This is a genomic window from Haemophilus sp. CCUG 66565 (assembly GCF_001679495.1).
GTDB lineage: Bacteria > Pseudomonadota > Gammaproteobacteria > Enterobacterales > Pasteurellaceae > Haemophilus > Haemophilus haemolyticus_K.
In genome coordinates this window covers 23,221-49,148 of the sequence record NZ_LZOX01000001.1, presented here as the reverse complement: position 1 = coordinate 49,148, position 25,928 = coordinate 23,221, and the positions used below count along the sequence as shown (strand labels likewise).

Genomic DNA, 25,928 nt, shown 5'->3' with positions numbered 1-25,928 from the left:
GTTGTAATAAAAAAGTTAGGTTAAATAGAAAGTTGAGAATTATTCTTAATACCACATAAAACATGTGGATATAGATTCATTCGAGCGTAAAATAACAAAATAAAAAAGTTTTTCTACTGTCTCTGTAGAAAAACTTGAGATCGATCAAACTTATTTTTCAAAATACCGAAATATAGGTATAAACCCAATAAGAGTTAACTCTTTTTTGTTAAATTTTGAGAGGTTATACCTATTATTTTTTCTGACATCTAGAACAAAAAAAGCTATTTCGTTGTCCAATTACTAAACTGTCAATTTTTGTACCGCACTTCGGACAAGGTTTATCTTTATTACCATATACCAATAATTCTTGTGCGAAATAACCAGGGCGCCCATCTGGCTGTAAGAAATCTTTAAGTGTCGTTCCACCTTGAATAATAGCTTTTCTCAAAACATCTTTAATCGTATTTACTAGGGAAATACATTGATTGCGGGTCAGATTTTTAGCGAGTTTAAGTGGATGAATACCACAAATAAACAAACTTTCATTCGCATAAATATTTCCAACCCCCACAACCACAGCGTTATCCATTAAGAAGGTTTTAAGTGCGGTTGATTTTTGACGAGATTTTTTGAATAAATATTCGGCATTAAATTCATCAGAAAGCGGTTCAGGCCCTAGCTTTAAGAAAAGATGAAAGTCATCTAAATTCTCCGTCCACAACCATGCCCCGAAACGACGAGGATCGTTATAACGTAATAATTTGCCATTGTTCATTACAATATCAATATGGTCATGTTTATCTATTGCGCTATCCTGTGGCACAATTCTCACCGAACCTGACATGCCCAAATGCCCGATGATATAACCTTTTTCTGTGTGGATAATTAAATATTTTGCTCGACGAGTGAGATCGACAATTTTTACATGTTTAAGGGTTATCAATTCCTCTGATACTGCCCAGCGCAATTTGGGCTGGCGCACGACAACTTTCTCAATCGTAAAATTCTTAAGATAAGGGCTAATACCGCGTAGTGCGGTTTCGACTTCGGGAAGTTCCGGCATGATTTATTCCTTAATGAATTTGTGATACAAAAAAACCCGAACAATGTCGGGCTTTTTCTAAATAAGCAAAATTATTTGATTTTTGCTTCTTTATAGATAACGTGTTTACGCACTACTGGATCAAATTTTTTGATTTCCATTTTTTCAGGCATATTACGTTTGTTTTTATCAGTTGTGTAGAAGTGACCGGTCTCTGCAGTAGAAACTAAACGGATTTTCTCACGAGCGCCTTTAGCTGCCATTTTTTAGCTCCTTAGATTTTTTCGCCACGAGCACGGATTTCAGCTAATACTGCATCAATGCCTTTTTTATCAATAATACGCATACCTTTCGCAGTTAAACGTAAGGTTACGAAACGGTTTTCACTTTCAACCCAGAAACGGTGAGTGTGAAGGTTTGGAAGAAAACGACGACGTGTCGCATTCAACGCGTGTGAGCGGTTATTACCCACAGCTGGACGCTTGCCTGTTACTTGACAAACTCTAGACATAATAATCTCCAATAATTAAATATAAGCTCGAGCTTACGGTTCGGATTGTTTAAAGCCAGTTAAAACCAGCTTGCTACCTCGTCAGGTCGCGCTAATCCGACCCGCTTACTATATTAAAGGTCGCAAATTATACTGGCTTTGTTTTCATTTCTCAAGTGTAAATGCGATTTTCCTAGATGTAATCGGTAAAAAAATGGTCAACATTATAAAAATTTATAATAAAAAGTTCTCTGCAAAAGAATAGCAATCTGTTTTTCCGACAATTAAGTGATCAAGCACTCTGATTTCCATTAGTTCTGCAGACTCCTGAATTTTTTTAGTAATAAGCTGATCCGAATAACTCGGCTCCGTTATACCCGAAGGATGATTATGCGCCAAAATTAAAGCAGCCGCATTACAATAAAGTGCCTCTTTAATTATTTCCCGAGGATAAACCGCTGATACATTAATTGTACCTAAAAATAACCGCTCTTTTTTAATCAGACGATGTTGATTATCCAAAAATAAAACCATAAACACTTCTCTTTCTTCGTGTTGCAATTCAGTGAGTAAAAAAAGTTTTACCGTTTCAGGATCATTAATAATCGGCGTACTTAACATCTCTTGCTTTAAGTAACGCTTGGTCATTTCCGTAATCGCTTGCAGCTGAATAAATTGCGTAATGCCTAAGCCTTTCACTGAGCAGAAGGCTTTTTCATCTGCAGAAAGTAACGCATGCAAGGAACCAAAATGCGATAAGACATTTTTCGAAAGCTGAATGACTGGACAGTCTTTTATGCCAGTTCGTAAAAAGATCGCCAGCAATTCATAATCAGCGAGCGTTTCTACACCAAATTTAAGCAATTTTTCCCGTGGCATTAAATCATCATTATTTTCCATAAAATATTAAACGCAAAATAGAAAAAATTTTGACCGCTCTTTTCTTGTTTTACGACTAACTTATACAAAGTCTGCGATATGTATCGCAAAAATAGCATTGGGCATTCAATAAAATTAAAGTAAAATAACCGAATTGTGGCTAAGTACTAACAAAGGTTGAGACATGAAATTAAACGGAAAGCATATTGTAGTTGGCATAACTGGCGGAATTGCTGCCTATAAAACAATAGAGTTGATTCGTTTATTACGCAAAGCAGAAGCTGAGGTACGTGTAGTATTAACCCCAGCTGCGGCAGAATTTGTTACGCCTTTAACGCTTCAAGCCATTTCAGGCAATGCTGTCGCACAATCTTTACTTGATCCACAAGCAGAGCTGGCAATGGGTCATATTGAATTTGCTAAATGGGCTGATACCATTATTATTGCGCCAGCTAGTGCAGACTTTATTGCCCGTCTTACTGTCGGCATGGCGAATGATTTACTTTCAACAATTTGTCTTGCGACTAATGCGCCAATTTTTCTTGCCCCAGCAATGAATCAGCAGATGTATCGCCAATCCATTACGCAACAAAATTTAACTACTCTTCGAACGCGTGGAATTGAGCTTATTGGCCCGAATAGTGGTTTTCAGGCTTGCGGCGATATGGGGAAAGGACGTATGTCAGAACCAGAGGAAATTTTTACCGCACTTTCTGACTTTTTCTCTCAAAAACAAGATCTACAAGGATTAAATGTCGCCATTACAGCAGGCCCAACGCGTGAGGCAATCGATCCCGTTCGTTATATTTCTAACCATAGTTCAGGGAAAATGGGATTTGCGATTGCTGAAGCATTTGCCAAACGTGGGGCGAACGTCACACTAATTTCAGGGCCAGTGAATTTAACAACACCAAAAAATGTAAATCGAATTAATGTCATCTCAGCACAAGATATGTGGCAAGCCTCTCTTGAAAGTGCAGCGAAAAATCAAATTTTTATTGGCTGTGCGGCTGTTGCTGATTACAGAGTAGTCGAAGTTGCTGACCAAAAAATTAAAAAATCTAGCGATGAAATATCTATCAAGTTAATTAAAAATCCCGATATTATCTCAGATGTAGGACATTTAAAAACACATCGACCTTTTACTGTTGGATTTGCGGCTGAAACCCAAAATGTTGATGATTATGCAAAAGATAAACTTGAACGCAAAAATCTTGATATGATTTGTGCCAACGATGTATCTGGCGGACAAGTTTTTAACGCAGATGAAAATGCCTTACAGCTTTTCTGGAAAAATGGTCATAAAAAATTATCGCTAAAATCAAAAGTGGAACTTGCAGCTGATTTAGTTAATGTAATCATTGAACGCTATCAAAAAACCTTATAATTCCAACCGCACTTTTACCTAAAAATGAATTTCAAACGGAGTATGACATGAAAAAAATTGACGTAAAAATTTTAGATTCTCGCATTGGAAATGAATTTCCTCTGCCAACTTACGCAACTGAAGGTTCGGCAGGTCTTGATTTACGTGCGTTGATCGATGAAAGCTTTGAAATTCAACCAGGTGAAACCAAATTAATTCCGACGGGCCTTTCAATTTATATTGCAGATCCAAATTTAGCGGCAGTGATTTTGCCTCGCTCGGGTCTTGGCCATAAACATGGCATTGTGCTAGGAAACCTTGTGGGATTAATTGACTCCGATTATCAAGGAGCATTAATGGTATCAATGTGGAACCGTGGAAATGAGCCATTCAAAATTGAGGTCGGCGATCGCATTGCTCAACTTGTTTTCGTGCCAGTAGTACAAGCCGAATTTAATATTGTAGAAGATTTTCAACAAACCGAACGTGGTGAAGGTGGTTTCGGTCATTCAGGTAAACAATAATTTATGGTAGAAGAACAATTATCTTTATCGGGCGTGGAAGAGATTGCGCCTAAAATTGAAACACCAAAAATTGAAAAAAGAACGGTAAAAGAACGTCGTCAACAAGTGCTTACTGTGTTGATACATATGCTTCATTCCGAACGTGGCATGGAGCGTATGACAACGGCTCGTCTAGCAAAAGAAGTTGGGGTATCTGAAGCTGCGTTATATCGTTACTTTCCAAGCAAAACAAAAATGTTTGAAGCCTTAATCGAGCATATCGAAAATACCCTATTAAGCCGTATTACCACTTCTATGCGTAACGAAACCCAAACAATGAATCGCATTCATGATATTTTACAAACGATCTTAGATTTTGCCCGTAAAAACCCTGGCTTAACTCGAATTCTAACGGGTCATGCATTAATGTTTGAAGATGCGCAATTACAAGTTCGAGTCGCACAATTTTTTAATCGTCTTGAAATGCAGTTTGTCAATATTTTACAAATGCGAAAATTGCGTGAAGGACGTGGCTTTAATGTGGATGAACGCGTAATTGCTTCACATTTAGTAACACTATGTGAAGGACAATTTATGCGCTATGTTCGTACTAATTTCCGTCTGAATGCAAGCCAGTCTTTCGAACAACAATGGCGTTTTATCGAGCCACTTTTTGCCTAATTGACTTTACCGAGTAAATATATGATTATTCCTTGGCAAGAACTGGAAGCAGAAACATTAGATAATATCGTAGAAAGCGTAATTTTACGCGAAGGAACCGATTACGGTATAGAAGAACTTTCACTCAACCAAAAAAAACAACTTTTACTGACTCAAATTCGCAATGGAATTGCGGTGATTGTATGGTCTGAATTGCATGAATCCATTGACATCAAAAATAAAACGGAATTTTTGAAACAGGAATGTAAGGAGCACGAATGTCAAATGAATTAACCGAAATTGATGAAGCATCAGTTCCACCACAGGAAGAAGAATCAACGACTCGAGATCCTATTTTAGACTGGTTTCTTACGCATTGCCACTTACACAAATATCCAGCAAAATCTACGCTAATTCATGCGGGAGAGGATGCAACTACACTTTATTATGTGATTAAAGGTACTGTAATGGTCTCTGCAAAAGATGATGAAGGAAAAGAAATGATCCTAACTTATCTAGGAGCTGGACAATTCTTTGGAGAAGCAGGGCTATTTGATGAAGGCTCAAAACGTTCAGCATGGGTTAAAACAAAAACAACATGTGAAATTGCTGAAATTTCCTATAAAAAATATCGTCAATTAATTCAAGCCAACCCTGAAATCTTAATGTTTTTAACCGCACAATTGGCAAGACGTTTACAAAATACTTCACGCCAAGTCAGTAATTTAGCATTCTTAGATGTAGCAGGCCGTATTGCTCAAACGCTAATGAACTTAGCTAAACAGCCTGAAGCAATGACACATCCTGATGGGATGCAAATCAAAATTACACGTCAAGAAATAGGGCAAATGGTTGGTTGTTCACGAGAAACTGTAGGACGTATTATTAAGATGTTAGAGGATCAAAATCTTATTCATGCCCATGGAAAAACCATTGTTGTATATGGCTCAAGATAATTTTTCATCATAAATTATTCAATAATGAAACCATCCAAAATCAATTTGGATGGTTTTTGTTTAATTAGAAATAATATTCAAAACATTAATTGACAATTAATATAAAGGATTCTATCATTATCCAACTTCTTACAAATATAGTGGGAAGACAGGATTGGTCTCCTGATATAGTGGCTTTTAAAGGTTTATAACCTTATTGCATAGTTTTATGCCGCAAAAGCTAGAACACCAAGATGCATTTTCTAATCTATGGTGGGCTAGGTAGAAATCCCGCAGGGATGCGTGCAGTAAGCCACTTGCTGTTAAGACCAATTCTGCTTAGTTCCACCACCCTTGTTTCAAATCCCCAAACTTTTTATATTTCTTTAACTCTTCTTTTTTCTTTGTAGTAGAACTAATACTTCATAATGAGATGTTTGTGGAAACATATCAAAAAGTTGAATTTTCAACGGTTTATAAAAAGTGAGATACTGTAAATCTTTACCCATTGTTACAGAATTACAACTAGAATATAAAATAAAGTCCGATTGCATTTCGTTAAGAAATTCACTTAATTCCTTTCCAATTCCACGACGTGGTGGATTTACAATCACAAGATCTGGCTTATTCTCATTCTGATTTTTCATCACACTAGCCGCATCGAGGGATCGGAAATTCACATGTTCTAAACCCAATATTTTAGCGGAATGACTCGCTGCAAAAATAGCTGAGGAGGAAATTTCAATTCCAGTTAACTCTATACTTTTTCCCCATTTTTCCTGTAAAGCTTTCGCGCAATGTAAGCCAAATCCTCCCACGCCACAAAATAAATCCCAGACTTTATAAATTGGTAATTCACTCACCCATTGCTGAGCGGTTGCATATAATCCCGCCGCCACTTTAGGATTGGTTTGAAAAAAACCTTGTGGGCGAATAAAGAGCGGAATACCGTTAAAATTCTCAGGCAAAAATTGTTGTTCTGTCAGAAAAATTTCTTGTTCACCTTCTAAGATAGCAGCGTGTTGTGGTTGTAAATTAATGCTAACCACTTCTAAGTGCGGTAATTTTTCCAATAATTTGGGTAATTCTCGACGAATTAATGGCAATTTATTTTCTGTGCGTAATACAAAACGCAACATTAATTTTCCCATCGCGATACTTTCTGTCAGCAGAATATATTTAAGCTCGCCTTTTTGTTTAGCAATGTTATAAGGTACTAAACCAGCACGTCCAATAAAATCCTTCAGAACAGGAAAAATCAATGAAAAATGAGTTGGATAAAGGGGGCAATCACACAAATCAATCGCACTTTGTGGATCATTAGGATTTTTTAAAATGCCAAGTATCGGGCGTTCAACACTGCCACTAACAACCATTTTAGCTTTATTACGAAAGCCTTGTTCATCAGATTCAAAAGGAGCCAACCATTGAGCTCCATTGCAATTAATAGAAATCAGTTGCTGCTTTAAATGATGTTGTTTTTCAGTTAGCTGCTGACTATAAGGTATTTCAAGCCATTGACAAGAACGACATTCATTTTGCTTATAGTATCGACAATCAATCATTTTCTTGCGGCCTGAATATCTAGCCAACGGCTTTGAATATCTGCGAGATTTCGGTGATTCAGATTCCAACGTTGATCTAAAACCAAGTCATTCCACTTGAACACTCTACGTTTAAATAAATTTTTTAAGCGAGCTTGACGAGTCATAAAGTGCGGTTCATTTTCAGTAAGTTTTAGATTATCTAATACTTGAATGACACCTTCACGTTCATTGCACAGCAATAAAAGATCACAACCGGCATTGAGTGCTTTTTTGCTACGCTCTACAAAATCGCCCATTACACCAGCGCCTTTCATACCGAGATCATCGGAAAAAATTGCACCTTGGAAATTTAGTTGTTTTCGTAAGATTTCTTTTAACCAATATTCTGAACCACTTGCTGGTTGACTATCACATTGTCTATAAATGACATGCGCAGGCATAATGGCATCGAGTTTATTTTGTGAAATCAACTGTTGGAAAGGTTGGAGATCGCAACTAAAAATTTCGTCTTTTGTGCGATCATCATAAGGAGTTTCTAAATGAGAATCAGCTAATACATGGCCATGACCGGGGAAATGTTTACCTGTAGATGCCATACCTGCTTGATGCATACCATCAATAAAAGCGGTTGCTAAATTTACCGCACTTTTTACATCAGATGAAAAACTGCGATCACCAATCGCTCGACATTCATGCCCCAAATCCAGCACCGGCGCAAAACTCAAGTCAATATCCAAGGCAATCATTTCTGCAGCCATTTGCCAACCTGCTTCTTTAGCGAAGTTCACTTGTTCAGTTGCTGACAATGTTTCCTGAAAAGCCTGCATTGAAGGCAACATCGTGAATCCATCACGGAAACGTTGAACTCGTCCCCCTTCTTGATCCACCGTAATCAATAAAGGCTTTTTCACTCGCTGACGAACAGAACGAATTAATTCTTGAATTTGTTCTCTGTCTTCAAAATTTCGAGTAAATAAAATCAATCCCGCAACAAGAGGATGAGAAAGTAACTCTACTTCCTCTTGTTCCAACTCTTTTCCTTTTAAATCAATTAACAACGTGCTCATAAATTATTTTAAATAAAGGCGATAATTTTTACTTTCTACAGTGGGTTTAATTAAATCAATCGATTTCTCTTCTTGTGGTTTTAGCAAAAATTGAGCGGAATAGCTTTCTTGCTGATTTTCCCAAGTTTGGGTTACCCCTAAATGATCGTACCAATACAAATAGTAACTTATATTCAAAAGTTGCTGACTTTTATTTTTTATAAGCGCTGATTTTTGACTCGTTTCAACTTGAATTAAAGGTGAAAGATTAGATGTGATATTTAAAATCGGCTTCGTTGAATAAGTTAAGTTTTCTACTGAACTTGAACAAGCAGCGAGCACAAGGCTCGCCAAAATTAAAAAATATTTTTTCATTATTTAACTAACATTCTACCTAAAGGTTCACCACCGACTAAATGCATATGTAAGTGGAATACTTCTTGCCCACCATGTTTATTACAATTCACAATTAGGCGGTAACCGTCTTCCGCAATGCCTTCTTCTTTAGCAAGTTTAGCCGCTACGCTAAATAATCGACCTAGCGTTAGTTCATCTTGCTCCGTCACATCATTCACTGTTGGAATTACTTTATTTGGAATGATCAAAATATGTGTTTTAGCTTGTGGTGAAATATCACGAAACGCAGTGACTAATTCATCTTGATAGACGATATTTGCAGGAATTTCTTTACGGATAATTTTGCTGAAAATTGTTTCTTCTGCCATTGTTTGCTCCCTATAAAAAAGTGCGGTGAATTTACCGCACTTTTTATCAAAATTTATCTGAGATTGCAATTTAATCAATTATTGCTGTGCTTCATCATCTTGATTGATGAAAGAATCATTTACTTCAATTTTTGCTCTCTCACGCAACCCTTGCATTAATTGCGCTTGAACTTCAGCCTGACTTGTACGTAATAATTGAGCACTAAATTGACTTAATTCTTTATCGTTAAGCACGCCGTCTTCTACTTTATTTAACGCAATAATAACTACATCGCCTTTCTCATTATGAGCAACTTGGTAAACCGTTTTACCTGATGCTGGTTTAGCAATTGAAAATACGCCATTTGTTAAAATTGGATCTTTATTTTCACTTAAAGTAAAAGTTTGCTCACTTGAGAAATTAATTCCATCCACTTTCGATTCAGCATTTTCGCTTAGTGCTTTCACTGCTTGTTGTGCTTTTTCGTTAAGAACATTTTCAGCCTTCTGGCGTTTTAAAAACATTTCAATATCCGCTTTCGCATCTTCCAATGTTCTCACTCCTTCAGGCTTGTGATCTAACACACGCACAACAATAGCGTGATAATCGCCTACGTTCAAAGGTTCTGAATTAGCGCCACCATTGGCAATATCAGATTCAAAAACGGCAGAAACTACATTAGGGAAATTTAATTCTGCAGGCACATTTTGACGAGAAAAATAACCGCTCTCTTGAACTTTAACACCTGCAACTTGTGCCGCGGTATTCAACGATTTGCTATCTTCAAAAGCCTTATCACGCACTTGCTTTTCAATTGCATAATAACGATTTTCTAATAAGGATTTACGAACTAAATCTGCAACCTGTGCTTTCACTTCATCTAAAGTTTGAGCTTTACGTTCTTGCACTAAAACAATATGGTAATTACCATCCACATTGATTGGTTGGCTATATTGCCCTACCTGTAATGCAGCTGCGGCATCTTCAAAGGCTTTTGGTAATTCATTCGCATTTACCCAACCTAAATCACCACCATTCTCACCAGAAACTTTATCTAGAGATTTAGCTTTAGCTACATCAGCGAAATTTGCACCTTTTTGTAATTCATCGTAAGCCGCCTTAGCATCTTGCTCATTTGCAAATTGAATATGTGCTAAACGCTGAGTCATAAATTGAGCTTTATTATCTTGATAATATTGCGCAATTTCTACATCTTTAACGTCGATACCTTTTTCGATTTGGCTACCTGAGAGATCAATATATTGAACCTTCACTTGTTCTGGCTGAACAAAAGATTTTTGATTAGCTTCGTAATAAGCTTTAATTTCATCATCAGATACCGCTTGCTTTGCCATTTCATCAGCAAGAGATAATGTTGCTAAACGAGCTGAACGCTTTTGAAAGAAAACTTCTGCGGTATTTTTTGCTTGAACTGGCACGATAAATTCACTGTTAGCAACACCACTTTGCATTTGTTCAAGGGTTAATGCGCCACGCAAAATAGCTGCATAACCATCTGAAGTTAAACGATTTTGTTGTAATACTTGTTGATAAACACCGTTATCAAATTTTCCATTAACTTGAAAATTAGGATCTGTCACGATTGCTCGTTTAATCATTTCATCACTTACGCCTAATTTTAATTCTTTCGCATATTGACGAAGCAATTCTTGATCAATCATTCGATTAATGGTGCTTTGACGAAGTGCGGTAACAAATTCAGGAGAATCTGACTGAGCCATAAATGCTTCGCCTTCGCGTTGTGCACGAGCCTCAAATTCTTGGTTGTAGCGATTTAAAAAATCCTGTTGCGAAATCACTTCACCATTAACTTTTGCAGCGTAAGTATCATTTGAACTAAAAAGATAGCCAGACATACCGCCGACTAAAAACGATAATGTAATCAAACCCAAAATAAACTTAGCTGCCTTTGAATTTGATAAATTGTGCATTTTTTCAATTAACATTCTATAACCCTTGTTATAAATATAAAATTTTCCCCGATTATAATCTAAACGTAGAAAATTAGCATCTTAAAAAGTGAAAACGCCGTGCTCATAAAGCAAGCTAATGCCAATTCCAATCAGCACTATGCCACCCAAAATCTCCGCTTTTGATCTAAATTTTTGCCCAAGAAAATGACCGCGCTTTACTCTTGCTATTTTCCAATACAGAAAGAACTAAAAATATTACCTAGCAAGTCATCTGATGTGAATTCTCCTGTAATTTCACTCAAATAAGTTTGTACTAAACGTAATTCTTCCGCTAAAAGTTCTCCCGCATGAAATTCTGTAAGTTGAACCAAACCGATTTGTAAATGCTCTGCGGCTTTCTCAAGTGCATCTAAATGACGACGACGAGCTAAAAAGCCCCCTTCCATGCCAGTTTGGAAACCCATTGCTTGTTTTAAATGATCACGTAAAAGTTGTATACCATCATGCGTTTGAGCGGAAAGGCTAATCATTTGATACCCGTCTTCTTCGCTTTCACTTGCTTGTTCGCCATTTAAATCGATTTTGTTTCGAACAATAGTGACAGGCAATGTTGTGGGTAATTTTGCTAAAAATTCTGACCGCACTTTGCTTAAATCTGCACTTTCAGGATCGCTACTATCTAACATCAAAATAATACGATCGGCTTGTTCGATCTCCGTCCATGCGCGAGAAATGCCAATGCGCTCGACTTCATCGGTTGCATCTCGAAGACCCGCGGTATCAATAATATGCAATGGCATGCCGTCAATATGAATATGCTCACGCAATACATCACGCGTTGTACCCGCAATATCCGTTACGATAGCTGCTTCGCGACCAGCAAGCGCATTAAGCAAGCTCGATTTGCCAGCATTTGGACGACCAGCAATCACAACTTTCATGCCTTCACGTAAAATCGAACCTTGTTTGGCTTCTGAGCGAACATCTTCCAACTGATTAATAATACCGCGTAAGTTTGCTTCAATTTTTCCATCAGCCAAGAAATCAATTTCTTCATCAGGAAAGTCAATGCTTGCTTCTACATAGGTGCGTAAGTAAATAACAGAATCAACTAATTCATTTACTTTCTTCGAAAATTCACCTTGCAAAGATTTTAATGCGGAACGTGCTGCCTGTTCTGATGTTGCATCAATTAAATCCGCAATCGCTTCCGCTTGAGCAAGATCCAATTTATCATTCAAAAAAGCTTGTTCAGAAAACTCACCCGGTCTCGCCAAACGGATTCCATCAATTTGTAAAATACGTTTGAGTAATAAATCTAATACAATCTGCCCACCGTGACCTTGCAATTCCAATACATCCTCACCAGTAAATGAATTTGGTGATTTGAAGTAAAGGGCAATCCCTTGATCTAAAACAGTGCCATCATCATCTTTAAAAGGGAGATAATCAGCCATTCTTGGCTTAGGACATTTTCCCAACACCGCTTGTGCAACTTCTGTTGCTAAAGGCCCAGAGACTCTTAAAATTCCAATACCACCACGACCTGGCGCAGTAGCTTGAGCAACGATTGTTTCTTTCATAAAAAACTCTTTAAAATCTAGCCGCACTTTTAATTTAGAGGGATAACGCTTATCCCTGTCTCTACTAAAAAGAAACTCTATCTCTACAAAATGCGGAATATATTAAGATCAAATAATAAAGAAAGGCACTATTCGTGCCTTTCTTTTTGCCAGTTAGTAACTATTTCTTACGGGAATGTAACCCTTTTTTCTCTAACCCTCGATAAATTAATTGCTGTTGTGCAATTGTAATTAAGTTAGAAACTAACCAGTACAACACTAAACCAGCGGGGAACCATAAGAAGAAGAACATAAATACTAATGGCATAAAGTTCATCACTTTTTGCTGCATTGGATCCGCTACTGGTGTTGGAGACATTTTTTGCAACAAGAACATTGAGATACCCATTAAAATAGGGAAAATATAATAAGGATCTTGTGCTGATAAATCTTGAATCCAACCAAAGAACGGAGCATGACGTAATTCAACTGCTTCCATAAATGTCCAATACAATGCGATGAAGATTGGCATTTGAAGAAGAATTGGCAAACAACCACCAAGTGGATTTACTTTTTCTTCTTTATAAAGTTTCATCATTTCTTGGCTCATACGTTGGCGATCATCACCAAAACGCTCACGCATTTCTTGCATTTTAGGTTGCAACATACGCATTTTAGCCATTGATGTATATTGTGCTTTCGTAAGTGGATACAAAATTGCTTTCACCACGATTGTTACACAGATAATCGCTAAGCCCCAGTTAGATACAATCCCTTGAATAAAGGTTAATAACCAGAATAACGGTTTAGCAATAAACCAAGCCCAACCGTAATCAACTGTTAAATCTAAATGATTTGCTACGGTAGCCATTTGATTTTGAAGTTTAGGACCAGTCCATAATGAACTTGTAATCGTCTCTTGACCACCAGCAGGAATTGTCACAACTGGACCACGATAACCGATTGAAGCGACGTTATTTTTAGTATCTGTAATTGTGTAAAGTTGATTATTTACATCTTGATTAGGAATCCAAGCCGATACGAAATAATGTTGTAATACTGCAACCCAACCAGCTTTAGTATCAATAGAAAGATTATTATCCTTCATATCGCCAAAACTATATTTTTTATAGTTAGTTTCTGAAGAAGAATATGCGCCACCAGTATAAGTTGGCATTGCGACATTACCAGAGCTTTCAACAATAGAATGTTTTAATTGACCATAAGGCTCTACTTCAATGGCTTGACCACTTTGGTTATTAATCTTGTAATCCACACCTAAATCGTAACTACCACGTTTTAATACGAAGATTTTTTGATAAGTCACACCATCTTTTTCAAAAAGAAGAGGCACAGAAAGAGACTCTTGACCATCTGCTAATTTAAAATTATCACCTTCAATTTGGTATTGCGCACGACCAGAACGAGTATCGATACCGTTTTTACCAATTAAACCACTTTGTGCAATATACACATGTTCTTTGGTATCTTTTAATAACTCAAACGGTGTTTTTGAATCCAATTCTGCGTCATATTTTAGTAATTCAGAACTAATTACATCACCGCCTAAGGTATCAACTTTCAAACGGAATACATCGTTTTCAAGGGTAATAATACGGCCATGAGTTTGAGAATCTGCTACGACTTGTGAATTAGAAGAAGGAGAACTTGCCGGAACATCAGAATTGGCAGTCATTGAAGTTGTTTGCTCAGTTGGCACTTGTGGATTTTTATCCAACTGCCATTGCTGATAAACAAGGAAAGAAATAAAAATTAGCGCTAACACTAACAGGCTACGTCTTGAGTCCATTATTTTTTCTCATCGTTATTATTGATTTTAGGTGGAACAGGATCGAATCCACCAGCGTTCAAGGGGTGACATTTTAATACACGTTTTAGAGTAAGCCAACTACCTTTTAACAATCCATGTGTTTTTAACGCTTCAATGCCATAGCAAGAACAAGTAGGCACAAACCGACAACGCGGTCCGATAAGAGGACTAATAACAAGTTGATAGAAACGAATAAACCCAATTAAGATTTTTGCACCAAACGAATGTGTCGTTGCCATAATTTTTCTAAGATTTGCACAAAAGAGCTATTATCAAGCTTACCAATACCACCTTTTGCAACAAAAACAAAATCACATGCTGGTAAACGATGTTGCGATAAACGAAAACTTTCTCGTACTAAACGTTTAATACGATTACGATCATGAGCTCGTTTTAAATGTTTTTTAGCGACAGTCAAACCTAAGCGAGGATGCTCAAGATCATTTTTTCTGGCAAGGATGGTTATTTCTGGAGTGCTAGCTCTGAACGGTTGTTCGAAGACATTTTTGAATTGAACGGGAGTTAACAAACGTAACTCCCTTGAAAAGTTCAGCTTAACCACTAAGGACGGTGATTATGCAGATAAACTTTTGCGACCTTTAGCACGACGACGCGCTAAAACTTGACGGCCATTTTTAGTTGCCATACGAGCACGGAAACCGTGAGTACGACTACGTTTTAATACAGAAGGTTGAAATGTACGTTTCATTGTAATCTACCTAAATCCAGATTATGAGTTAATAAAAATAGAGCGCAATTTTAATCATAAAATACGCGTTCGTCAAATAAGAAACGGAAATTTTTCGGGAAAAACTCTCGGACTTCCAAAATCGGGGAGATTATACGGATTTTTGTATAAATCTCAAGCCGATTTTTTAGAAGATCTTTCCACGCATTTATTGTAAAATCTCCACCAATTTTTACCGCACTTTTCTCTATTGCAAAAACAATAAGGATCCTTTTGTGAATCTCTCAAATCTTTGGCAAAGTTGCCTGTTACAACTTCAAGATCAAGTTTCAGCCAGCGATCTTAGCACTTGGCTTCGTCCTTTACAGGCTGATGTGGTGGCGGATAACCACATTGTTTTATATGCTTCTAATATGTTTGTGAAAGGTTGGGTGGAAACTCATTATCTCGCACAAATCCAGCAAATTTGTCAAACACTTGCACAAAATCCTGAACTTCACATTTCTTTAAAAGAAGGGGTCAAACCTGCACCCAAAGTAGTGGAAAGTGCACCAAGTGGCAGTGGCAATCCTAAAACAGAAAGTGCGGCAGATTTTCAAGCTGAATCTAGTGTTTCAGTAAAATTTGAATCCCATCTAAATACTAAACACTTATTTGATAACTTTGTTGAAGGTAAATCGAACCAACTCGCACGTGCAGTCGGTCAAAAACTTGCTCAAGCACCAGGCGAACCTTCGGCCAATCCATTCTTTTTATATGGTGGTACAGGTTTAGGGAAAACCCACTTATTACACGCGATTGGCAACGGCATTTTAGCCAATAAACCGAATGCGCGTGTGCTTTATATTCACGCAAATAACTTTATGCAACATATGGTAAAAGCAGTGCGTGATAATAAAATGGATCAGTTCAAAAAATTCTATCGTTCTCTCGATGCGCTTTTAGTGGATGATATTCAATTTTTCGCTGAAAAAGAAAAAACTCAAGAAGAATTCTTCCATATATTCAATAACTTATTTGAAACTGGTCGCCAAATTATCTTAACATCAGATCGTTATCCTAAAGAAATTGAAAAAATTGAAGAACGTTTAAAATCACGTTTTGGCTGGGGCTTAACAACAGCCATTGAGCCGCCCGATCTTGAAACTCGCGTAGCGATTTTATTGAAAAAGGCGGAAGAACATAATATGAATTTGCCAGAAGAAGTCGCTTTCTTCATTGCTCAACGCTTGCGTACCAACGTGCGTGAACTCGAAGGGGCGCTAAATCGAGTGAAAGCAATGCAAGACTTCAAAGGCGGTGACATTGATATTGATTTCGTGCGAGACACCTTAAAAGATATTTTGGCTCTGCAAGAACGCTTGGTTACCATTGAAAATATTCAAAAAGTGGTGGCTGAATATTATCGAATTAAGGTTTCAGATTTAAAATCCAAAAGTCGTGCGCGTTCAGTGACTCGTCCACGCCAAATTGCAATGGCCTTAGCAAAAGAATTAACAAATCGCAGTTTGCCTGAAATCGGTCGTGCATTTGACCGTGATCACACGACCGTATTAAACGCTTGTCGCGAAGTCCCAAAATTCCGCGAACAAGACAATAGTATTCAAGAAGATTGGGCGAATTTAATCCGCACTTTGTCCGCATAAAAGGAGAACGCAATGCAATTTAGTATTTCAAGAGAAAATTTATTAAAACCGTTGCAACAAGTATGTGGCGTATTGAGTAGTCGTCCAAACATTCCTGTATTAAACAACGTGTTGTTGCAAATTGAAGATAATCAATTGACTATCACAGGTACAGATTTGGAAGTCGAATTATCGAGTCAAACTCAGCTTTCATCGTCTTCTGAAAATGGCACCTTCACGATTCCAGCAAAAAAATTCTTAGATATTTGCCGCACTTTATCTGATGATTCAGAAATCACGGTTACTTTTGAAGAAGATCGTGCATTAGTGCAGTCTGGGCGTAGCCGTTTTACACTCACAACCCAACCTGCAGAAGAATATCCAAACCTCACGGATTGGCAGTCTGAAGTAGATTTTGAACTACCGCAAAATACCTTGCGCCGTTTAATTGAAGCCACTCAATTTTCCATGGCAAACCAAGATGCCCGCTATTTTTTAAATGGTATGAAATTTGAAACTGAAGGCAATTTATTGCGTACTGTGGCAACAGATGGTCATAGACTTGCGGTGTGTACTATCTCACTTGAACAAGAATTACAAAATCATTCTGTTATTTTACCGCGTAAAGGCGTGTTAGAACTCGTTCGTTTATTAGAAACAAGCGATGAGCCGGCGCGTTTACAAATCGGTACTAACAATTTACGTATCCACTTAAAAAACATTGTGTTTACATCAAAATTAATTGATGGTCGTTTCCCTGACTATCGCCGAGTGCTGCCTCGTAACGCAACGAAAATTGTCGAAGGCAGCTGGGAAACGCTCAAACAAGCCTTTGTTCGTGCATCAATTTTATCAAATGAGCGTGTACGTAGCGTGCGTTTAAACTTAAGCGAAAACCAACTAAAAATTACTGCCTCTAACACAGAACATGAAGAAGCGGAAGAAATCGTGGATGTCAATTACAATGACGAAGAATTAGAAGTCGGCTTTAATGTCACCTATATTCTTGATGTGCTAAATGCGCTTAAATGCAATCAAGTTCGTATGCGCCTAACTGATGCCTCTTCGAGTTGCTTAATCGAAAATTACGAAGACAGCAGTAGCGAATATGTAATTATGCCAATGCGTTTATAATATGGCGATTTCGCGCTTACTGATCGAAAAATTTCGTAACTTAACAGCCGTGGATCTTGATTTTGATCCCGGCTTTAACTTTTTGGTCGGCAACAATGGCAGCGGGAAAACAAGCTTATTAGAAGCCATTTTTTATCTTGGTCACGGACGCTCATTCAAAAGTTCGGTAACAAATCGCATCATTTCTTACGACGAACCTCACTTTACCCTATTTGGACAAATCCAAGAAAGCCAACATCAATGGTCAGTGGGATTACAAAAACTTCGTCAAGGCAACACGTTAGTAAAAATTAATGGTGAAGATGGCAATAAAATTTCCGATCTTGCTCATCTTTTACCAATGCAATTAATCACACCGGAGGGCTTAACCTTACTGAATGGGGGGCCAAGTTATCGCCGAGCATTTTTAGATTGGGGACTTTTTCACCATCAAACAAGTTTTTATGCTGCTTGGAGCAACCTTAATCGATTACTCAAACAACGAAATGCCGCCCTTGCACAAAATCAGCCCTACTCCGCTATTAAAGTTTGGGATGTTGAGCTTGCGAAACTTGCTCATCAAGTGAGTCAATGGCGTGCCGAATATGCAGAAGCACTACGCCCTGAAATCGAGCAAACTTGCCAACTTTTCCTCCCTGAATTAGAAATTAATGTCAGCTTTCATCAAGGATGGGAAAAAAATACAGATTACACAGAGGTTCTTGAGCAAAATTTTGAACGAGATCGTGCCTTAAATTACACATTTTCTGGACCTCAAAAAGCTGATTTTCGCTTCAAAGCACAAGAATTGCCAGTGGAAGATGTACTTTCTCGTGGACAACTTAAACTTTTAATGTGCGCATTGAGACTGGCTCAAGGCGAGCATTTAATGAAAGAAAAGCAACGCCATTGTATTTTTTTAATCGATGATTTTGCATCGGAATTGGATCAATATAAGCGAGCATTATTAGCAGAACGATTACAACAAAGCGGTTCACAAGTGTTTGTTACAGCCATTACTCAAGAACAATTAAAAGAGATGCAAGTCGAAAACAGAAAAATGTTTTCAGTCGATAATGGAATCATTAAAACGTTAGATTAGATCAAAAAGTACGGTGAAAAATCACCGCACTTTTATCTTTTTAGCGCAAGAACGCTGGGATGTTTTTCTCGTATTCTGAGATTTTGTCTTCGTGTTGAAGGGTTAAACCAATATTATCCAAGCCGTTTAACAAACAATGACGGCGGAATTCATCCAGTTCAAAGTGATAGACTTTGTCACCTACGGTTACGGTCATCGCTTCTAAATCCACATGGATTTGTTTGCCTTCATTTGCCCACACCCATTGGAAAATTTCTTCTACTTCTTCTTCGCTTAAACGAATCGGTAACATGTGGTTATTTAAGCTGTTGTTGTAGAAAATATCCGCAAAACTTGGTGCGATCATTACTTTGAAACCGTAATCGGCTAATGCCCAAGGTGCATGTTCACGAGACGAACCACAGCCTAGGTTTTTACGTGCTAATAAAATGGTCGCGCCTTGATATTGTGGATAATTCAATACGAAATCAGGGTTTGGCTTGGTGCCTTCTACATCCAAATAACGCCATTCATGGAATAAGTGTTTACCGAAACCCACGCGGGTAATGGCTTGTAAAAATTGTTTTGGAATAATCGCATCAGTATCCACGTTTGCCGCATCCAATGGCACTACTAGGCCTGAAAGTTGTTTAAATCCTACCATTTTCTGCTCCTTAGTTTAATGTTACGTCACGAATATCAACAAATTTACCGAACATTCCCGCTGCTGCTGCCATCGCAGGACTCACTAAGTGAGTCCTGCCATTACGCCCTTGGCGACCTTCAAAGTTACGGTTTGACGTGGAAGCACAACGTTCCCATTCGCCTAAACGGTCATCGTTCATCCCTAAACACATTGAGCAGCCAGGGTTACGCCATTCAGCGCCTGCTTCGATAAAGATTTTATCCAAACCTTCTTTTTCCGCTTGTTCTTTTACTAAACCAGAGCCCGGCACCACTAAAATGCGTTTTACGTTATCGGCTTTTTTGCGTCCTTTCATCACCGCCGCCGCTGCGCGTAAATCTTCGATACGAGCATTAGTGCAAGAACCGATAAACACTTGATCCACAGGGATTTCTTTTAAATTAGTGTTAGCTTCTAAACCGATATAGTTCAAGGCTTTTTCTGCTGAAGCACGAGTCACGGGATCAGTCATTTCTTCTGGATTAGGTACGCATTGATCGATACCAATTACTTGCCCAGGATTCGTACCCCAAGTGACTTGCGGTGCGATATCTTTTGCTTCTAATGTTACCACCGTATCAAATTTTGCATTGTCATCAGATTTTAAGGTTTTCCAATAAGCAACAGCATCATCCCAATCTTTACCTTTCGGTGCGTGCGGACGACCTTTTAAGTATTCGAAAGTGGTTTCATCTGGTGCGATTAAGCCGGCTTTCGCGCCCATTTCAATCGCCATATTACAAACGGTCATACGGCCTTCCATAGAAAGATCACGAATCGCTTCGCCACAGAATTCCACTACATGGCCTGTACCGCCCGCCATAGTGGTTTTGCCGATAATGGCAAGAATAATGTCTTTGGCGGTAATGCCCGGTGCCACCTTGCCACGCACTTCAATTTTCATGCTTTTGGCGCGAGCTTGTTTTAAGGTTTGTGTGGCTAATACGTGTTCTACTTCGGAGGTGCCGATACCAAATGCCAAAGCACCAAATGCTCCGTGGGTGGCTGTGTGGGAATCACCACAAACAATTGTCATACCCGGTAAGGTTAATCCTTGTTCAGGCCCCATCACATGTACGATTCCCTGCTCTTTCGTTGTCATATCAAATAATTTAATACCCGTCGCTTTGGTATTTTTATCAAGTTCTAACACTTGGATTTTAGCTTGACCTTCAAGTTTGTTCACATCGCGTACTTGAGTAGAAATGCTGTGATCCATGGTACCGAAAGTTTTATTCACTTGGCGCACTTGGCGCCCCGCAACACGTAAACCATCAAAGGCTTGCGGACTAGTCACTTCATGGATTAAATGACGGTTGATATACAAAATCGGCGTTTCGCCCTCTGCTTCATACACAATGTGCGAATCAAATAATTTTTCGTAAAGTGTTTTTGCCATAATATTTCTCAATTCGTTAGAGGCTTTTGTTAGGGTAAGTGCGGTTAAAATCCGAGGTATTTTTGAACCGCACTTTCATTGTTTTTTATTAGATTGCGTCAGCAATCAATGTGCCCATTTCCGCAGTTGAAACAGGTGTAGAGTCATCGGCTAAATCACCCGTACGGTGACCTTTTGCTAAGACTTTTTGTACCGCATTTTCAATGGCATCTGCGGCTTCGTTTAAGTTGAAGCTGTAACGCAGCATCATTGCCGCAGAAAGAATTTGTGCGATTGGATTAGCAATGCCTTTGCCTGCGATATCTGGCGCGGAACCGCCAGCCGGTTCATATAGGCCGAAACCTTCTTCGTTTAAGCTAGCGGATGGCAACATCCCCATAGAACCCGTGATCATCGCTGCTTCATCAGAAATAATATCGCCAAAAATGTTAGAGCAGAGTAGCACATCGAAAGACTCAGGCGCTTTGATTAACTGCATGGTCGCGTTGTCGATATAGATATGCTCTAAGGTGACTTCTGGATATTCTTTTGCAATTTCTGTCACAGTTTCACGCCATAAAATAGAAGACTGTAATACGTTCGCTTTATCCACAGAAGTGACTTTTTTATTGCGCTTCATTGCTGCCTCAAAAGCAGCTCTAGCAATACGCTCGATTTCATATTTGTAATACACTTCCGTATCAAATGCTTTGGTTTGTGCGCCTTCGCCCTCACGGCCTTTAGGCTGACCGAAATAAATTCCGCCTGTTAATTCACGAACCACCACCATATCAAAACCTTTCGCAGCAATATCAGCACGTAATGGACAGAATTTTTCGAGTCCTTTATAAAGAGTAGCAGGGCGGAGATTGCAGAATAATTTGAAATGTTTACGCAATGGTAATAATGCACCGCGTTCTGGTTGTTGATCAGGTGGTAAATTTGTCCATTTAGGGCCACCAACAGAACCAAACAAAATCGCGTCAGCTTCATCACAGCCTTTTAAAGTTTCTGTTGGTAATGGGCAACCACAATGATCAATGGCTGCACCACCTACATAAAACTCGTTGAAGTTAAGTTTAAAACCAAATTTTTCTTGAACTTTGTTTAATACCTTAATCGCTTCCGCCATTACTTCAGGGCCAATACCATCGCCTGGTAATATAGCTACATTGTATGATTGCATATTATTTTTCCTATTTCTTTCACACTAAAGTGCGGTTAATTTTCTTCATATTTTCTCCTCTCTTTTGTAAAGAGGGGTATTTGGTTAATGATGTTTATGGCTTTTAATATCGGCGACTTTATGCGCTCGATAAATCGCATTGATCGCGTGGACTAAAGCAAGTGCGGAAGATTCAACAATGTCTGTTGCTAAACCGACACCATGGAATTTACGACCTTCGTGTTCCACCACAATATCCACTTGGCCAAGAGCTTCAGCTCCTTCGCCTTTGGCGGTTAAGTTATAGTGAGACATTTTGATTTCTAAGCCAGTTAAATTTAAGATTGCGTTATAAACGGCATCCACTGGGCCATTACCGCCAATTGAAGACGTACTTAATTTTTCGCCATCTAATTTCAATTGAACAAATGCAGTTGCCGGATATTCTTTGGTTGAGTGTGCAGAAAGTTTATCTAATACCAAACGATCCTCATCCCCTTGTTGCATATCGATAAACGCCAAGGCTTCCAAGTCGTAATCGAACACTTGGCCTTTTTTGTCCGCTAATTTCAAGAAGGCATCGTACAATTTATCCAAATCATAATCTTGTTCGTTATAGCCCATATCCATCATATGACCTTTTACCGCTGCACGACCAGAACGTGCAGTTAAATTCAATTTTTCTTTTTTCAAACCGATAGTTTCTGGAGACATAATTTCGTAAGTATTTTTGTTTTTCAACATACCATCTTGATGGATGCCAGAAGAGTGCGCAAAAGCATTTGAACCCACAATGGCTTTATTCGGCTGAATCGGCATATTGCAAAGCTGGCTAACCATTTGACTCACTCGGTGAATTTCTTGCGTGTTGATGCGTGTATCCACACCCATAAATTCTTGGCGAACTTTCATTGCCATCACCACTTCTTCCAAGGCGGTATTGCCTGCTCGCTCGCCGATACCGTTGATAGTACATTCAATTTGACGCGCACCATTTTGTACTGCAGTTAAAGAATTAGCGGTTGCCATGCCTAAGTCATTATGGCAATGAACAGAAATCACAGCTTTGTCGATATTCGGCACGCGGTTGCGCACTTGAGCAATAATGTTGCCGTATTCATTTGGTAAACAAAAACCTACTGTATCGGGAATATTTACTGTAGTTGCACCCGCATTGATTGCCGCTTCAACAATACGACAGATATTATCGATGCCTGTACGGCCTGCATCTTCGCAAGAGAACTCAACATCATCCGTATAATTACGTGCGCGTTTCACTGCTGCAACAGCCATTCCTACCACATCATCAAAAGAACGTTTTAATTTCGCTTCAACATGCAATGCAGAACTTGCAATAAAAGTATGAATACGGAATGCTTCAGCGACTTTCAATGCCTCGTATGCGGCATCAATGTCTTTATCTACAGCTCGAGATAATGCGGCAACACGAGAGTTTTTGATATGGCGCGCAATAGTTTGAACAGACTCAAAATCCCCTTGAGAAGAAACCGGGAACCCCACTTCCATTACATCCACACCTAAACGTTCAAGTGCTAAAGCAATCTGTAATTTCTCTTTTACCGTCAAACTTGCTTTTAATGCCTGTTCCCCATCACGCAAAGTCGTATCAAAAATAATAACGCGATCTGTCATAACAATGTCCTTACTAAAAGTTCTTCTGAAATCACTCCAAAAGTGCGGTGCGTTTTCCTGTATTTTTTAGACAAAAAACCCGCAGCTTATAAAGTGCGGGTTTAAAATTGGGTATTTACATCTGACTGTTTTTTATCCACAACTTAGCCGCACACAAAATGTGAGAGCAGCAGGTTGAGAGATAAAGAAACAATACGAGACATAAATAAAAATCCTTCTGTGTAAAACGCTTTTCATATTACGAATAAAAAACTGACTGTCAAACTATTTTTTAGCGTTTTATATCAAAAAAAATTTATTTCAACACAACATAAAATATACATTTAACTAATAAATTCAAAATAAAAAGAATATTCAACCAAGTCTATTACAATCAGCAAATTTTTATTATTTAATTTTTTACATTTTCAAAATAAGAAAAATTTTGCAATTTTTTACTCATCAAAAAGAATTTTTGCGATCTATATCGCACAATGCTTTCAAGTTAATCGTTTCTTTCACTCGTTTTTTCCATACTAAATTTTCAAATCAAAAAGGAAAAAGCATGCACGATATTACTTACACGCTACTCCGCCTAATGCAAGTCCCTAAACTTGGCGGAGTGGGCATTGATAAAATTTTATCCAATATTACGCTAGATGAGTTGCTCAATTATGATGATGTTGCTTTTCGACAAATGGGATGGGGAGCCATTCAAATTCGTCGTTGGTTCAAGCCTGAAGCAAAATTTATTGAGCCAGCGCTAGAGTGGTCACAAAAAGAGGGAAATCATTTGGTGAATTATTTTTCCCCTTTTTACCCCTTTCTATTGAAACAGATAGCGAGCTTTCCCCCTCTGCTATTTGTAAAAGGAAATTTGACCGCACTTTCACAACGTCAAATTGCCATGGTGGGAAGTCGCTACTGCACGGCTTATGGTGAATATTGGGCTAAATATTTTGCTACGGAACTATCATTGGCAGGCTTTACGATTACCAGTGGACTGGCATTGGGAATAGATGGGCATTGCCATCAAGCAGTTGTTGATATTCAAGGACAAACCATTGCAGTTTTAGGAAGCGGATTAGAACAAATTTATCCCGTAAAGCACCGAAAACTTTCAGAACTCATTTTGCAAAACAACGGTACATTAGTTTCTGAGTTTTTACCAAACCAAGCACCAATTGCGATAAACTTCCCTCGTCGTAATAGGATTATTAGCGGGCTTTCGGTCGGGACATTAGTAGTTGAAGCCACAGAAAAAAGCGGCTCTCTGATTACCGCTCGGTATGCATTGGAACAAAACCGAGAGGTTTTTGCTGTGCCAGGCAATATTCAAAGTGAATTTAGCCAAGGTTGTAATCGTCTCATTAAACAAGGCGCAATGTTGGTGGAAAATGCAAAGGATATTTTGGAAACCCTCTACCAACATTCGATCCATAGCCAAACTGAAATCGATTTTGACCAAATCGCAGTGCCTAATTACACGCCCCCCCCCGATCCTCGCCGATTAGTAGAAGCACCAAGTCACCCGAAACTTTACTCGCGTATCGGTTACACTCCTGTGAGCATTGATGATCTAGCTGAAGAATTTAACTTGAGTGTCGATGTTTTACTTGTTCAGTTGCTCGATCTTGAATTGCAAGATTTAATTTTGAATGAAAATGGACTATACAAGCGTGTCTAACGCTATAAAAAACGGCTGAAAATCATTAAATTTTCAGCCACACTTAAATCACAATTAATCACTGATTTTATTCTTTTAATACTCGAACACTTCCTAAAGAATGATCCAATTGCTGGATTTTCGTTCTCAACACATCTTCTATTTGTAGTGTTTTATTCTTTTCTTGTGTTAATTCAAAACTCAAATTGAGAGCCACAATCGAAAGCACACGATCAAGCTGAATAAGGCCTGTCTTTTCTTTCATTTCGGAAACCAATATATCTAAATTACGCGCAGCTTGGCGCAATAATTCTTCTTGTTCAACGGGCACGTTTAAACGCAAGACCTGACCCAAAACTAAAATTTCGACCAATTTTAACGACATTTGATTTCCTTAAATTAAATATTTGAGT

29 protein-coding genes are annotated in these 25,928 nt (G+C 38.4%); 9 read left to right on the top strand and 20 right to left on the bottom strand.

Features of this window, described 5'->3' with window-relative positions:
* Positions 1-232 precede the first annotated feature (232 nt).
* The 4 genes from mutM to radC form a co-directional block, all read right to left on the bottom strand.
* Complete coding sequence (mutM, locus tag A9501_RS00235; RefSeq protein WP_065264461.1) at positions 233-1,045, bottom strand: DNA-formamidopyrimidine glycosylase; 813 nt, start codon at positions 1,043-1,045, stop codon at positions 233-235.
* 71 nt (positions 1,046-1,116) lie between these two features.
* A complete protein-coding gene (gene rpmG / locus A9501_RS00230) occupies positions 1,117-1,287 on the bottom strand; it encodes a 50S ribosomal protein L33 (protein ID WP_005613503.1) in 171 nt (56 codons plus the stop codon).
* An 11-nt stretch (positions 1,288-1,298) separates the two neighbouring features.
* Positions 1,299-1,535 carry a 50S ribosomal protein L28 gene (gene rpmB, locus A9501_RS00225; protein WP_005599762.1) on the bottom strand — a complete coding sequence of 79 codons (237 nt, stop codon included), beginning with the start codon at positions 1,533-1,535 and terminating at the stop codon, positions 1,299-1,301.
* Between the two features lie 213 nt (positions 1,536-1,748).
* Entirely contained in the window at positions 1,749-2,414 is a 666-nt protein-coding gene (radC, locus tag A9501_RS00220) for a RadC family protein (protein WP_065264460.1), read from the bottom strand.
* A gap of 163 nt (positions 2,415-2,577) precedes the next feature.
* Here radC and coaBC point away from each other — a divergent pair, with 163 nt between their 5' ends.
* The 5 genes from coaBC to crp are packed head-to-tail and all read left to right on the top strand — an operon-like array spanning position 2,578 to position 5,878.
* Positions 2,578-3,780 (top strand): bifunctional phosphopantothenoylcysteine decarboxylase/phosphopantothenate--cysteine ligase CoaBC, encoded by a 1,203-nt coding sequence (gene coaBC / locus A9501_RS00215; protein WP_065264459.1) that lies wholly within the window; start codon positions 2,578-2,580, stop codon positions 3,778-3,780.
* A 47-nt stretch (positions 3,781-3,827) separates the two neighbouring features.
* A complete protein-coding gene (gene dut / locus A9501_RS00210) occupies positions 3,828-4,283 on the top strand; it encodes a dUTP diphosphatase (protein WP_048954243.1) in 456 nt (151 codons plus the stop codon).
* 3 nt (positions 4,284-4,286) lie between these two features.
* Positions 4,287-4,943, top strand: a complete 657-nt coding sequence (gene slmA / locus A9501_RS00205; protein ID WP_065264458.1) for a nucleoid occlusion factor SlmA — start codon at positions 4,287-4,289, stop codon at positions 4,941-4,943.
* A 21-nt stretch (positions 4,944-4,964) separates the two neighbouring features.
* A complete protein-coding gene (locus A9501_RS00200; RefSeq protein WP_005631427.1) occupies positions 4,965-5,216 on the top strand; it encodes a YheU family protein in 252 nt (83 codons plus the stop codon).
* A complete protein-coding gene (crp, locus tag A9501_RS00195) occupies positions 5,201-5,878 on the top strand; it encodes a cAMP-activated global transcriptional regulator CRP (protein ID WP_065264457.1) in 678 nt (225 codons plus the stop codon). The genes A9501_RS00200 and crp overlap by 16 nt, the downstream gene beginning before the upstream one ends.
* Positions 5,879-6,243: 365 nt before the next feature.
* On the opposite strand, the gene rlmC is transcribed toward crp, so the two are convergent.
* The 11 genes from rlmC to rpmH form a co-directional block, all read right to left on the bottom strand.
* On the bottom strand, positions 6,244-7,422 hold the full coding sequence (rlmC, locus tag A9501_RS00190) for a 23S rRNA (uracil(747)-C(5))-methyltransferase RlmC (protein ID WP_065264456.1): 1,179 nt from the start codon (positions 7,420-7,422) through the stop codon (positions 6,244-6,246).
* Entirely contained in the window at positions 7,419-8,471 is a 1,053-nt protein-coding gene (gene nagZ, locus A9501_RS00185) for a beta-N-acetylhexosaminidase (protein WP_065264455.1), read from the bottom strand. Before nagZ ends, rlmC begins: the two co-directional genes overlap by 4 nt.
* A gap of 3 nt (positions 8,472-8,474) precedes the next feature.
* Entirely contained in the window at positions 8,475-8,825 is a 351-nt protein-coding gene (locus A9501_RS00180) for a YcfL family protein (RefSeq protein WP_009499827.1), read from the bottom strand.
* On the bottom strand, positions 8,825-9,175 hold the full coding sequence (hinT, locus tag A9501_RS00175) for a purine nucleoside phosphoramidase (protein ID WP_065264454.1): 351 nt from the start codon (positions 9,173-9,175) through the stop codon (positions 8,825-8,827). The genes A9501_RS00180 and hinT overlap by 1 nt, the downstream gene beginning before the upstream one ends.
* Positions 9,176-9,253: 78 nt before the next feature.
* Positions 9,254-11,122, bottom strand: a complete 1,869-nt coding sequence (gene ppiD / locus A9501_RS00170; protein ID WP_065264453.1) for a peptidylprolyl isomerase — start codon at positions 11,120-11,122, stop codon at positions 9,254-9,256.
* Between the two features lie 66 nt (positions 11,123-11,188).
* Complete coding sequence (locus A9501_RS09575; protein ID WP_257006468.1) at positions 11,189-11,317, bottom strand: manganese efflux pump; 129 nt, start codon at positions 11,315-11,317, stop codon at positions 11,189-11,191.
* The gene (mnmE, locus tag A9501_RS00165) at positions 11,314-12,672 is read right to left on the bottom strand and encodes a tRNA uridine-5-carboxymethylaminomethyl(34) synthesis GTPase MnmE (RefSeq protein ID WP_065264452.1); all 1,359 of its coding nucleotides are present in this window, start codon (positions 12,670-12,672) and stop codon (positions 11,314-11,316) included. The genes A9501_RS09575 and mnmE overlap by 4 nt, the downstream gene beginning before the upstream one ends.
* A 160-nt stretch (positions 12,673-12,832) precedes the next feature.
* Positions 12,833-14,461 (bottom strand): membrane protein insertase YidC, encoded by a 1,629-nt coding sequence (yidC, locus tag A9501_RS00160; RefSeq protein WP_065264451.1) that lies wholly within the window; start codon positions 14,459-14,461, stop codon positions 12,833-12,835.
* Entirely contained in the window at positions 14,461-14,721 is a 261-nt protein-coding gene (yidD, locus tag A9501_RS00155) for a membrane protein insertion efficiency factor YidD (protein ID WP_005631409.1), read from the bottom strand. The genes yidC and yidD overlap by 1 nt, the downstream gene beginning before the upstream one ends.
* Positions 14,685-15,044 (bottom strand): ribonuclease P protein component, encoded by a 360-nt coding sequence (gene rnpA, locus A9501_RS00150; protein WP_065264450.1) that lies wholly within the window; start codon positions 15,042-15,044, stop codon positions 14,685-14,687. The genes yidD and rnpA overlap by 37 nt, the downstream gene beginning before the upstream one ends.
* Before the next feature lie 12 nt (positions 15,045-15,056).
* Positions 15,057-15,191 carry a 50S ribosomal protein L34 gene (gene rpmH, locus A9501_RS00145; RefSeq protein ID WP_005539760.1) on the bottom strand — a complete coding sequence of 45 codons (135 nt, stop codon included), beginning with the start codon at positions 15,189-15,191 and terminating at the stop codon, positions 15,057-15,059.
* Positions 15,192-15,445: 254 nt separating this feature from the next.
* On the opposite strand from rpmH, the gene dnaA reads away from it, so the two are divergent.
* The 3 genes from dnaA to recF are packed head-to-tail and all read left to right on the top strand — an operon-like array spanning position 15,446 to position 19,010.
* Positions 15,446-16,816: a chromosomal replication initiator protein DnaA gene (gene dnaA, locus A9501_RS00140; protein WP_065264449.1), complete on the top strand. Its 1,371-nt coding sequence runs from the start codon at positions 15,446-15,448 to the stop codon at positions 16,814-16,816.
* Positions 16,817-16,828: 12 nt separating this feature from the next.
* Positions 16,829-17,929 (top strand): DNA polymerase III subunit beta, encoded by a 1,101-nt coding sequence (dnaN, locus tag A9501_RS00135; protein WP_065264448.1) that lies wholly within the window; start codon positions 16,829-16,831, stop codon positions 17,927-17,929.
* Between the two features lies 1 nt (position 17,930).
* Entirely contained in the window at positions 17,931-19,010 is a 1,080-nt protein-coding gene (recF, locus tag A9501_RS00130) for a DNA replication/repair protein RecF (RefSeq protein WP_065264447.1), read from the top strand.
* Between the two features lie 40 nt (positions 19,011-19,050).
* Here recF and leuD read toward each other — a convergent pair whose 3' ends face one another.
* From leuD to leuA, 4 genes are all read right to left on the bottom strand, one after another.
* Positions 19,051-19,653, bottom strand: a complete 603-nt coding sequence (leuD, locus tag A9501_RS00125) for a 3-isopropylmalate dehydratase small subunit (protein WP_065264446.1) — start codon at positions 19,651-19,653, stop codon at positions 19,051-19,053.
* Positions 19,654-19,663: 10 nt separating this feature from the next.
* Positions 19,664-21,073: a 3-isopropylmalate dehydratase large subunit gene (leuC, locus tag A9501_RS00120; protein WP_065264445.1), complete on the bottom strand. Its 1,410-nt coding sequence runs from the start codon at positions 21,071-21,073 to the stop codon at positions 19,664-19,666.
* 88 nt (positions 21,074-21,161) lie between these two features.
* A complete protein-coding gene (gene leuB, locus A9501_RS00115; protein WP_065264444.1) occupies positions 21,162-22,238 on the bottom strand; it encodes a 3-isopropylmalate dehydrogenase in 1,077 nt (358 codons plus the stop codon).
* An 84-nt stretch (positions 22,239-22,322) separates the two neighbouring features.
* Complete coding sequence (leuA, locus tag A9501_RS00110; protein WP_065264443.1) at positions 22,323-23,870, bottom strand: 2-isopropylmalate synthase; 1,548 nt, start codon at positions 23,868-23,870, stop codon at positions 22,323-22,325.
* Between the two features lie 544 nt (positions 23,871-24,414).
* Here leuA and dprA point away from each other — a divergent pair.
* Positions 24,415-25,536, top strand: coding sequence for a DNA-processing protein DprA (dprA, locus tag A9501_RS00105; protein WP_065264442.1), 1,122 nt, complete (start codon positions 24,415-24,417; stop codon positions 25,534-25,536).
* Between the two features lie 67 nt (positions 25,537-25,603).
* Here dprA and A9501_RS00100 read toward each other — a convergent pair whose 3' ends face one another.
* Positions 25,604-25,900, bottom strand: a complete 297-nt coding sequence (locus A9501_RS00100; protein ID WP_048954276.1) for a cell division protein ZapA — start codon at positions 25,898-25,900, stop codon at positions 25,604-25,606.
* Positions 25,901-25,928: the final 28 nt, after the last annotated feature.

Coding starts and splice junctions, on each gene's coding strand:
- crp (WP_065264457.1), top strand. CDS start 5,201: ATGTCAAATGAATTAACCGAAATTGATGAAGCATCAGTTCCACCACAG.
- dut (WP_048954243.1), top strand. CDS start 3,828: ATGAAAAAAATTGACGTAAAAATTTTAGATTCTCGCATTGGAAATGAA.
- radC (WP_065264460.1), bottom strand. CDS start 2,414: ATGGAAAATAATGATGATTTAATGCCACGGGAAAAATTGCTTAAATTT.
- slmA (WP_065264458.1), top strand. CDS start 4,287: ATGGTAGAAGAACAATTATCTTTATCGGGCGTGGAAGAGATTGCGCCT.
- leuC (WP_065264445.1), bottom strand. CDS start 21,073: ATGGCAAAAACACTTTACGAAAAATTATTTGATTCGCACATTGTGTAT.
- rpmH (WP_005539760.1), bottom strand. CDS start 15,191: ATGAAACGTACATTTCAACCTTCTGTATTAAAACGTAGTCGTACTCAC.
- nagZ (WP_065264455.1), bottom strand. CDS start 8,471: ATGAGCACGTTGTTAATTGATTTAAAAGGAAAAGAGTTGGAACAAGAG.
- rpmG (WP_005613503.1), bottom strand. CDS start 1,287: ATGGCAGCTAAAGGCGCTCGTGAGAAAATCCGTTTAGTTTCTACTGCA.
- A9501_RS00200 (WP_005631427.1), top strand. CDS start 4,965: ATGATTATTCCTTGGCAAGAACTGGAAGCAGAAACATTAGATAATATC.
- leuD (WP_065264446.1), bottom strand. CDS start 19,653: ATGGTAGGATTTAAACAACTTTCAGGCCTAGTAGTGCCATTGGATGCG.
- mutM (WP_065264461.1), bottom strand. CDS start 1,045: ATGCCGGAACTTCCCGAAGTCGAAACCGCACTACGCGGTATTAGCCCT.
- mnmE (WP_065264452.1), bottom strand. CDS start 12,672: ATGAAAGAAACAATCGTTGCTCAAGCTACTGCGCCAGGTCGTGGTGGT.
- coaBC (WP_065264459.1), top strand. CDS start 2,578: ATGAAATTAAACGGAAAGCATATTGTAGTTGGCATAACTGGCGGAATT.
- leuA (WP_065264443.1), bottom strand. CDS start 23,870: ATGACAGATCGCGTTATTATTTTTGATACGACTTTGCGTGATGGGGAA.
- leuB (WP_065264444.1), bottom strand. CDS start 22,238: ATGCAATCATACAATGTAGCTATATTACCAGGCGATGGTATTGGCCCT.
- rlmC (WP_065264456.1), bottom strand. CDS start 7,422: ATGATTGATTGTCGATACTATAAGCAAAATGAATGTCGTTCTTGTCAA.
- dnaN (WP_065264448.1), top strand. CDS start 16,829: ATGCAATTTAGTATTTCAAGAGAAAATTTATTAAAACCGTTGCAACAA.
- dprA (WP_065264442.1), top strand. CDS start 24,415: ATGCACGATATTACTTACACGCTACTCCGCCTAATGCAAGTCCCTAAA.
- yidC (WP_065264451.1), bottom strand. CDS start 14,461: ATGGACTCAAGACGTAGCCTGTTAGTGTTAGCGCTAATTTTTATTTCT.
- ppiD (WP_065264453.1), bottom strand. CDS start 11,122: ATGTTAATTGAAAAAATGCACAATTTATCAAATTCAAAGGCAGCTAAG.
- A9501_RS00180 (WP_009499827.1), bottom strand. CDS start 8,825: ATGAAAAAATATTTTTTAATTTTGGCGAGCCTTGTGCTCGCTGCTTGT.
- A9501_RS00100 (WP_048954276.1), bottom strand. CDS start 25,900: ATGTCGTTAAAATTGGTCGAAATTTTAGTTTTGGGTCAGGTCTTGCGT.
- rpmB (WP_005599762.1), bottom strand. CDS start 1,535: ATGTCTAGAGTTTGTCAAGTAACAGGCAAGCGTCCAGCTGTGGGTAAT.
- recF (WP_065264447.1), top strand. CDS start 17,931: ATGGCGATTTCGCGCTTACTGATCGAAAAATTTCGTAACTTAACAGCC.
- hinT (WP_065264454.1), bottom strand. CDS start 9,175: ATGGCAGAAGAAACAATTTTCAGCAAAATTATCCGTAAAGAAATTCCT.
- yidD (WP_005631409.1), bottom strand. CDS start 14,721: ATGGCAACGACACATTCGTTTGGTGCAAAAATCTTAATTGGGTTTATT.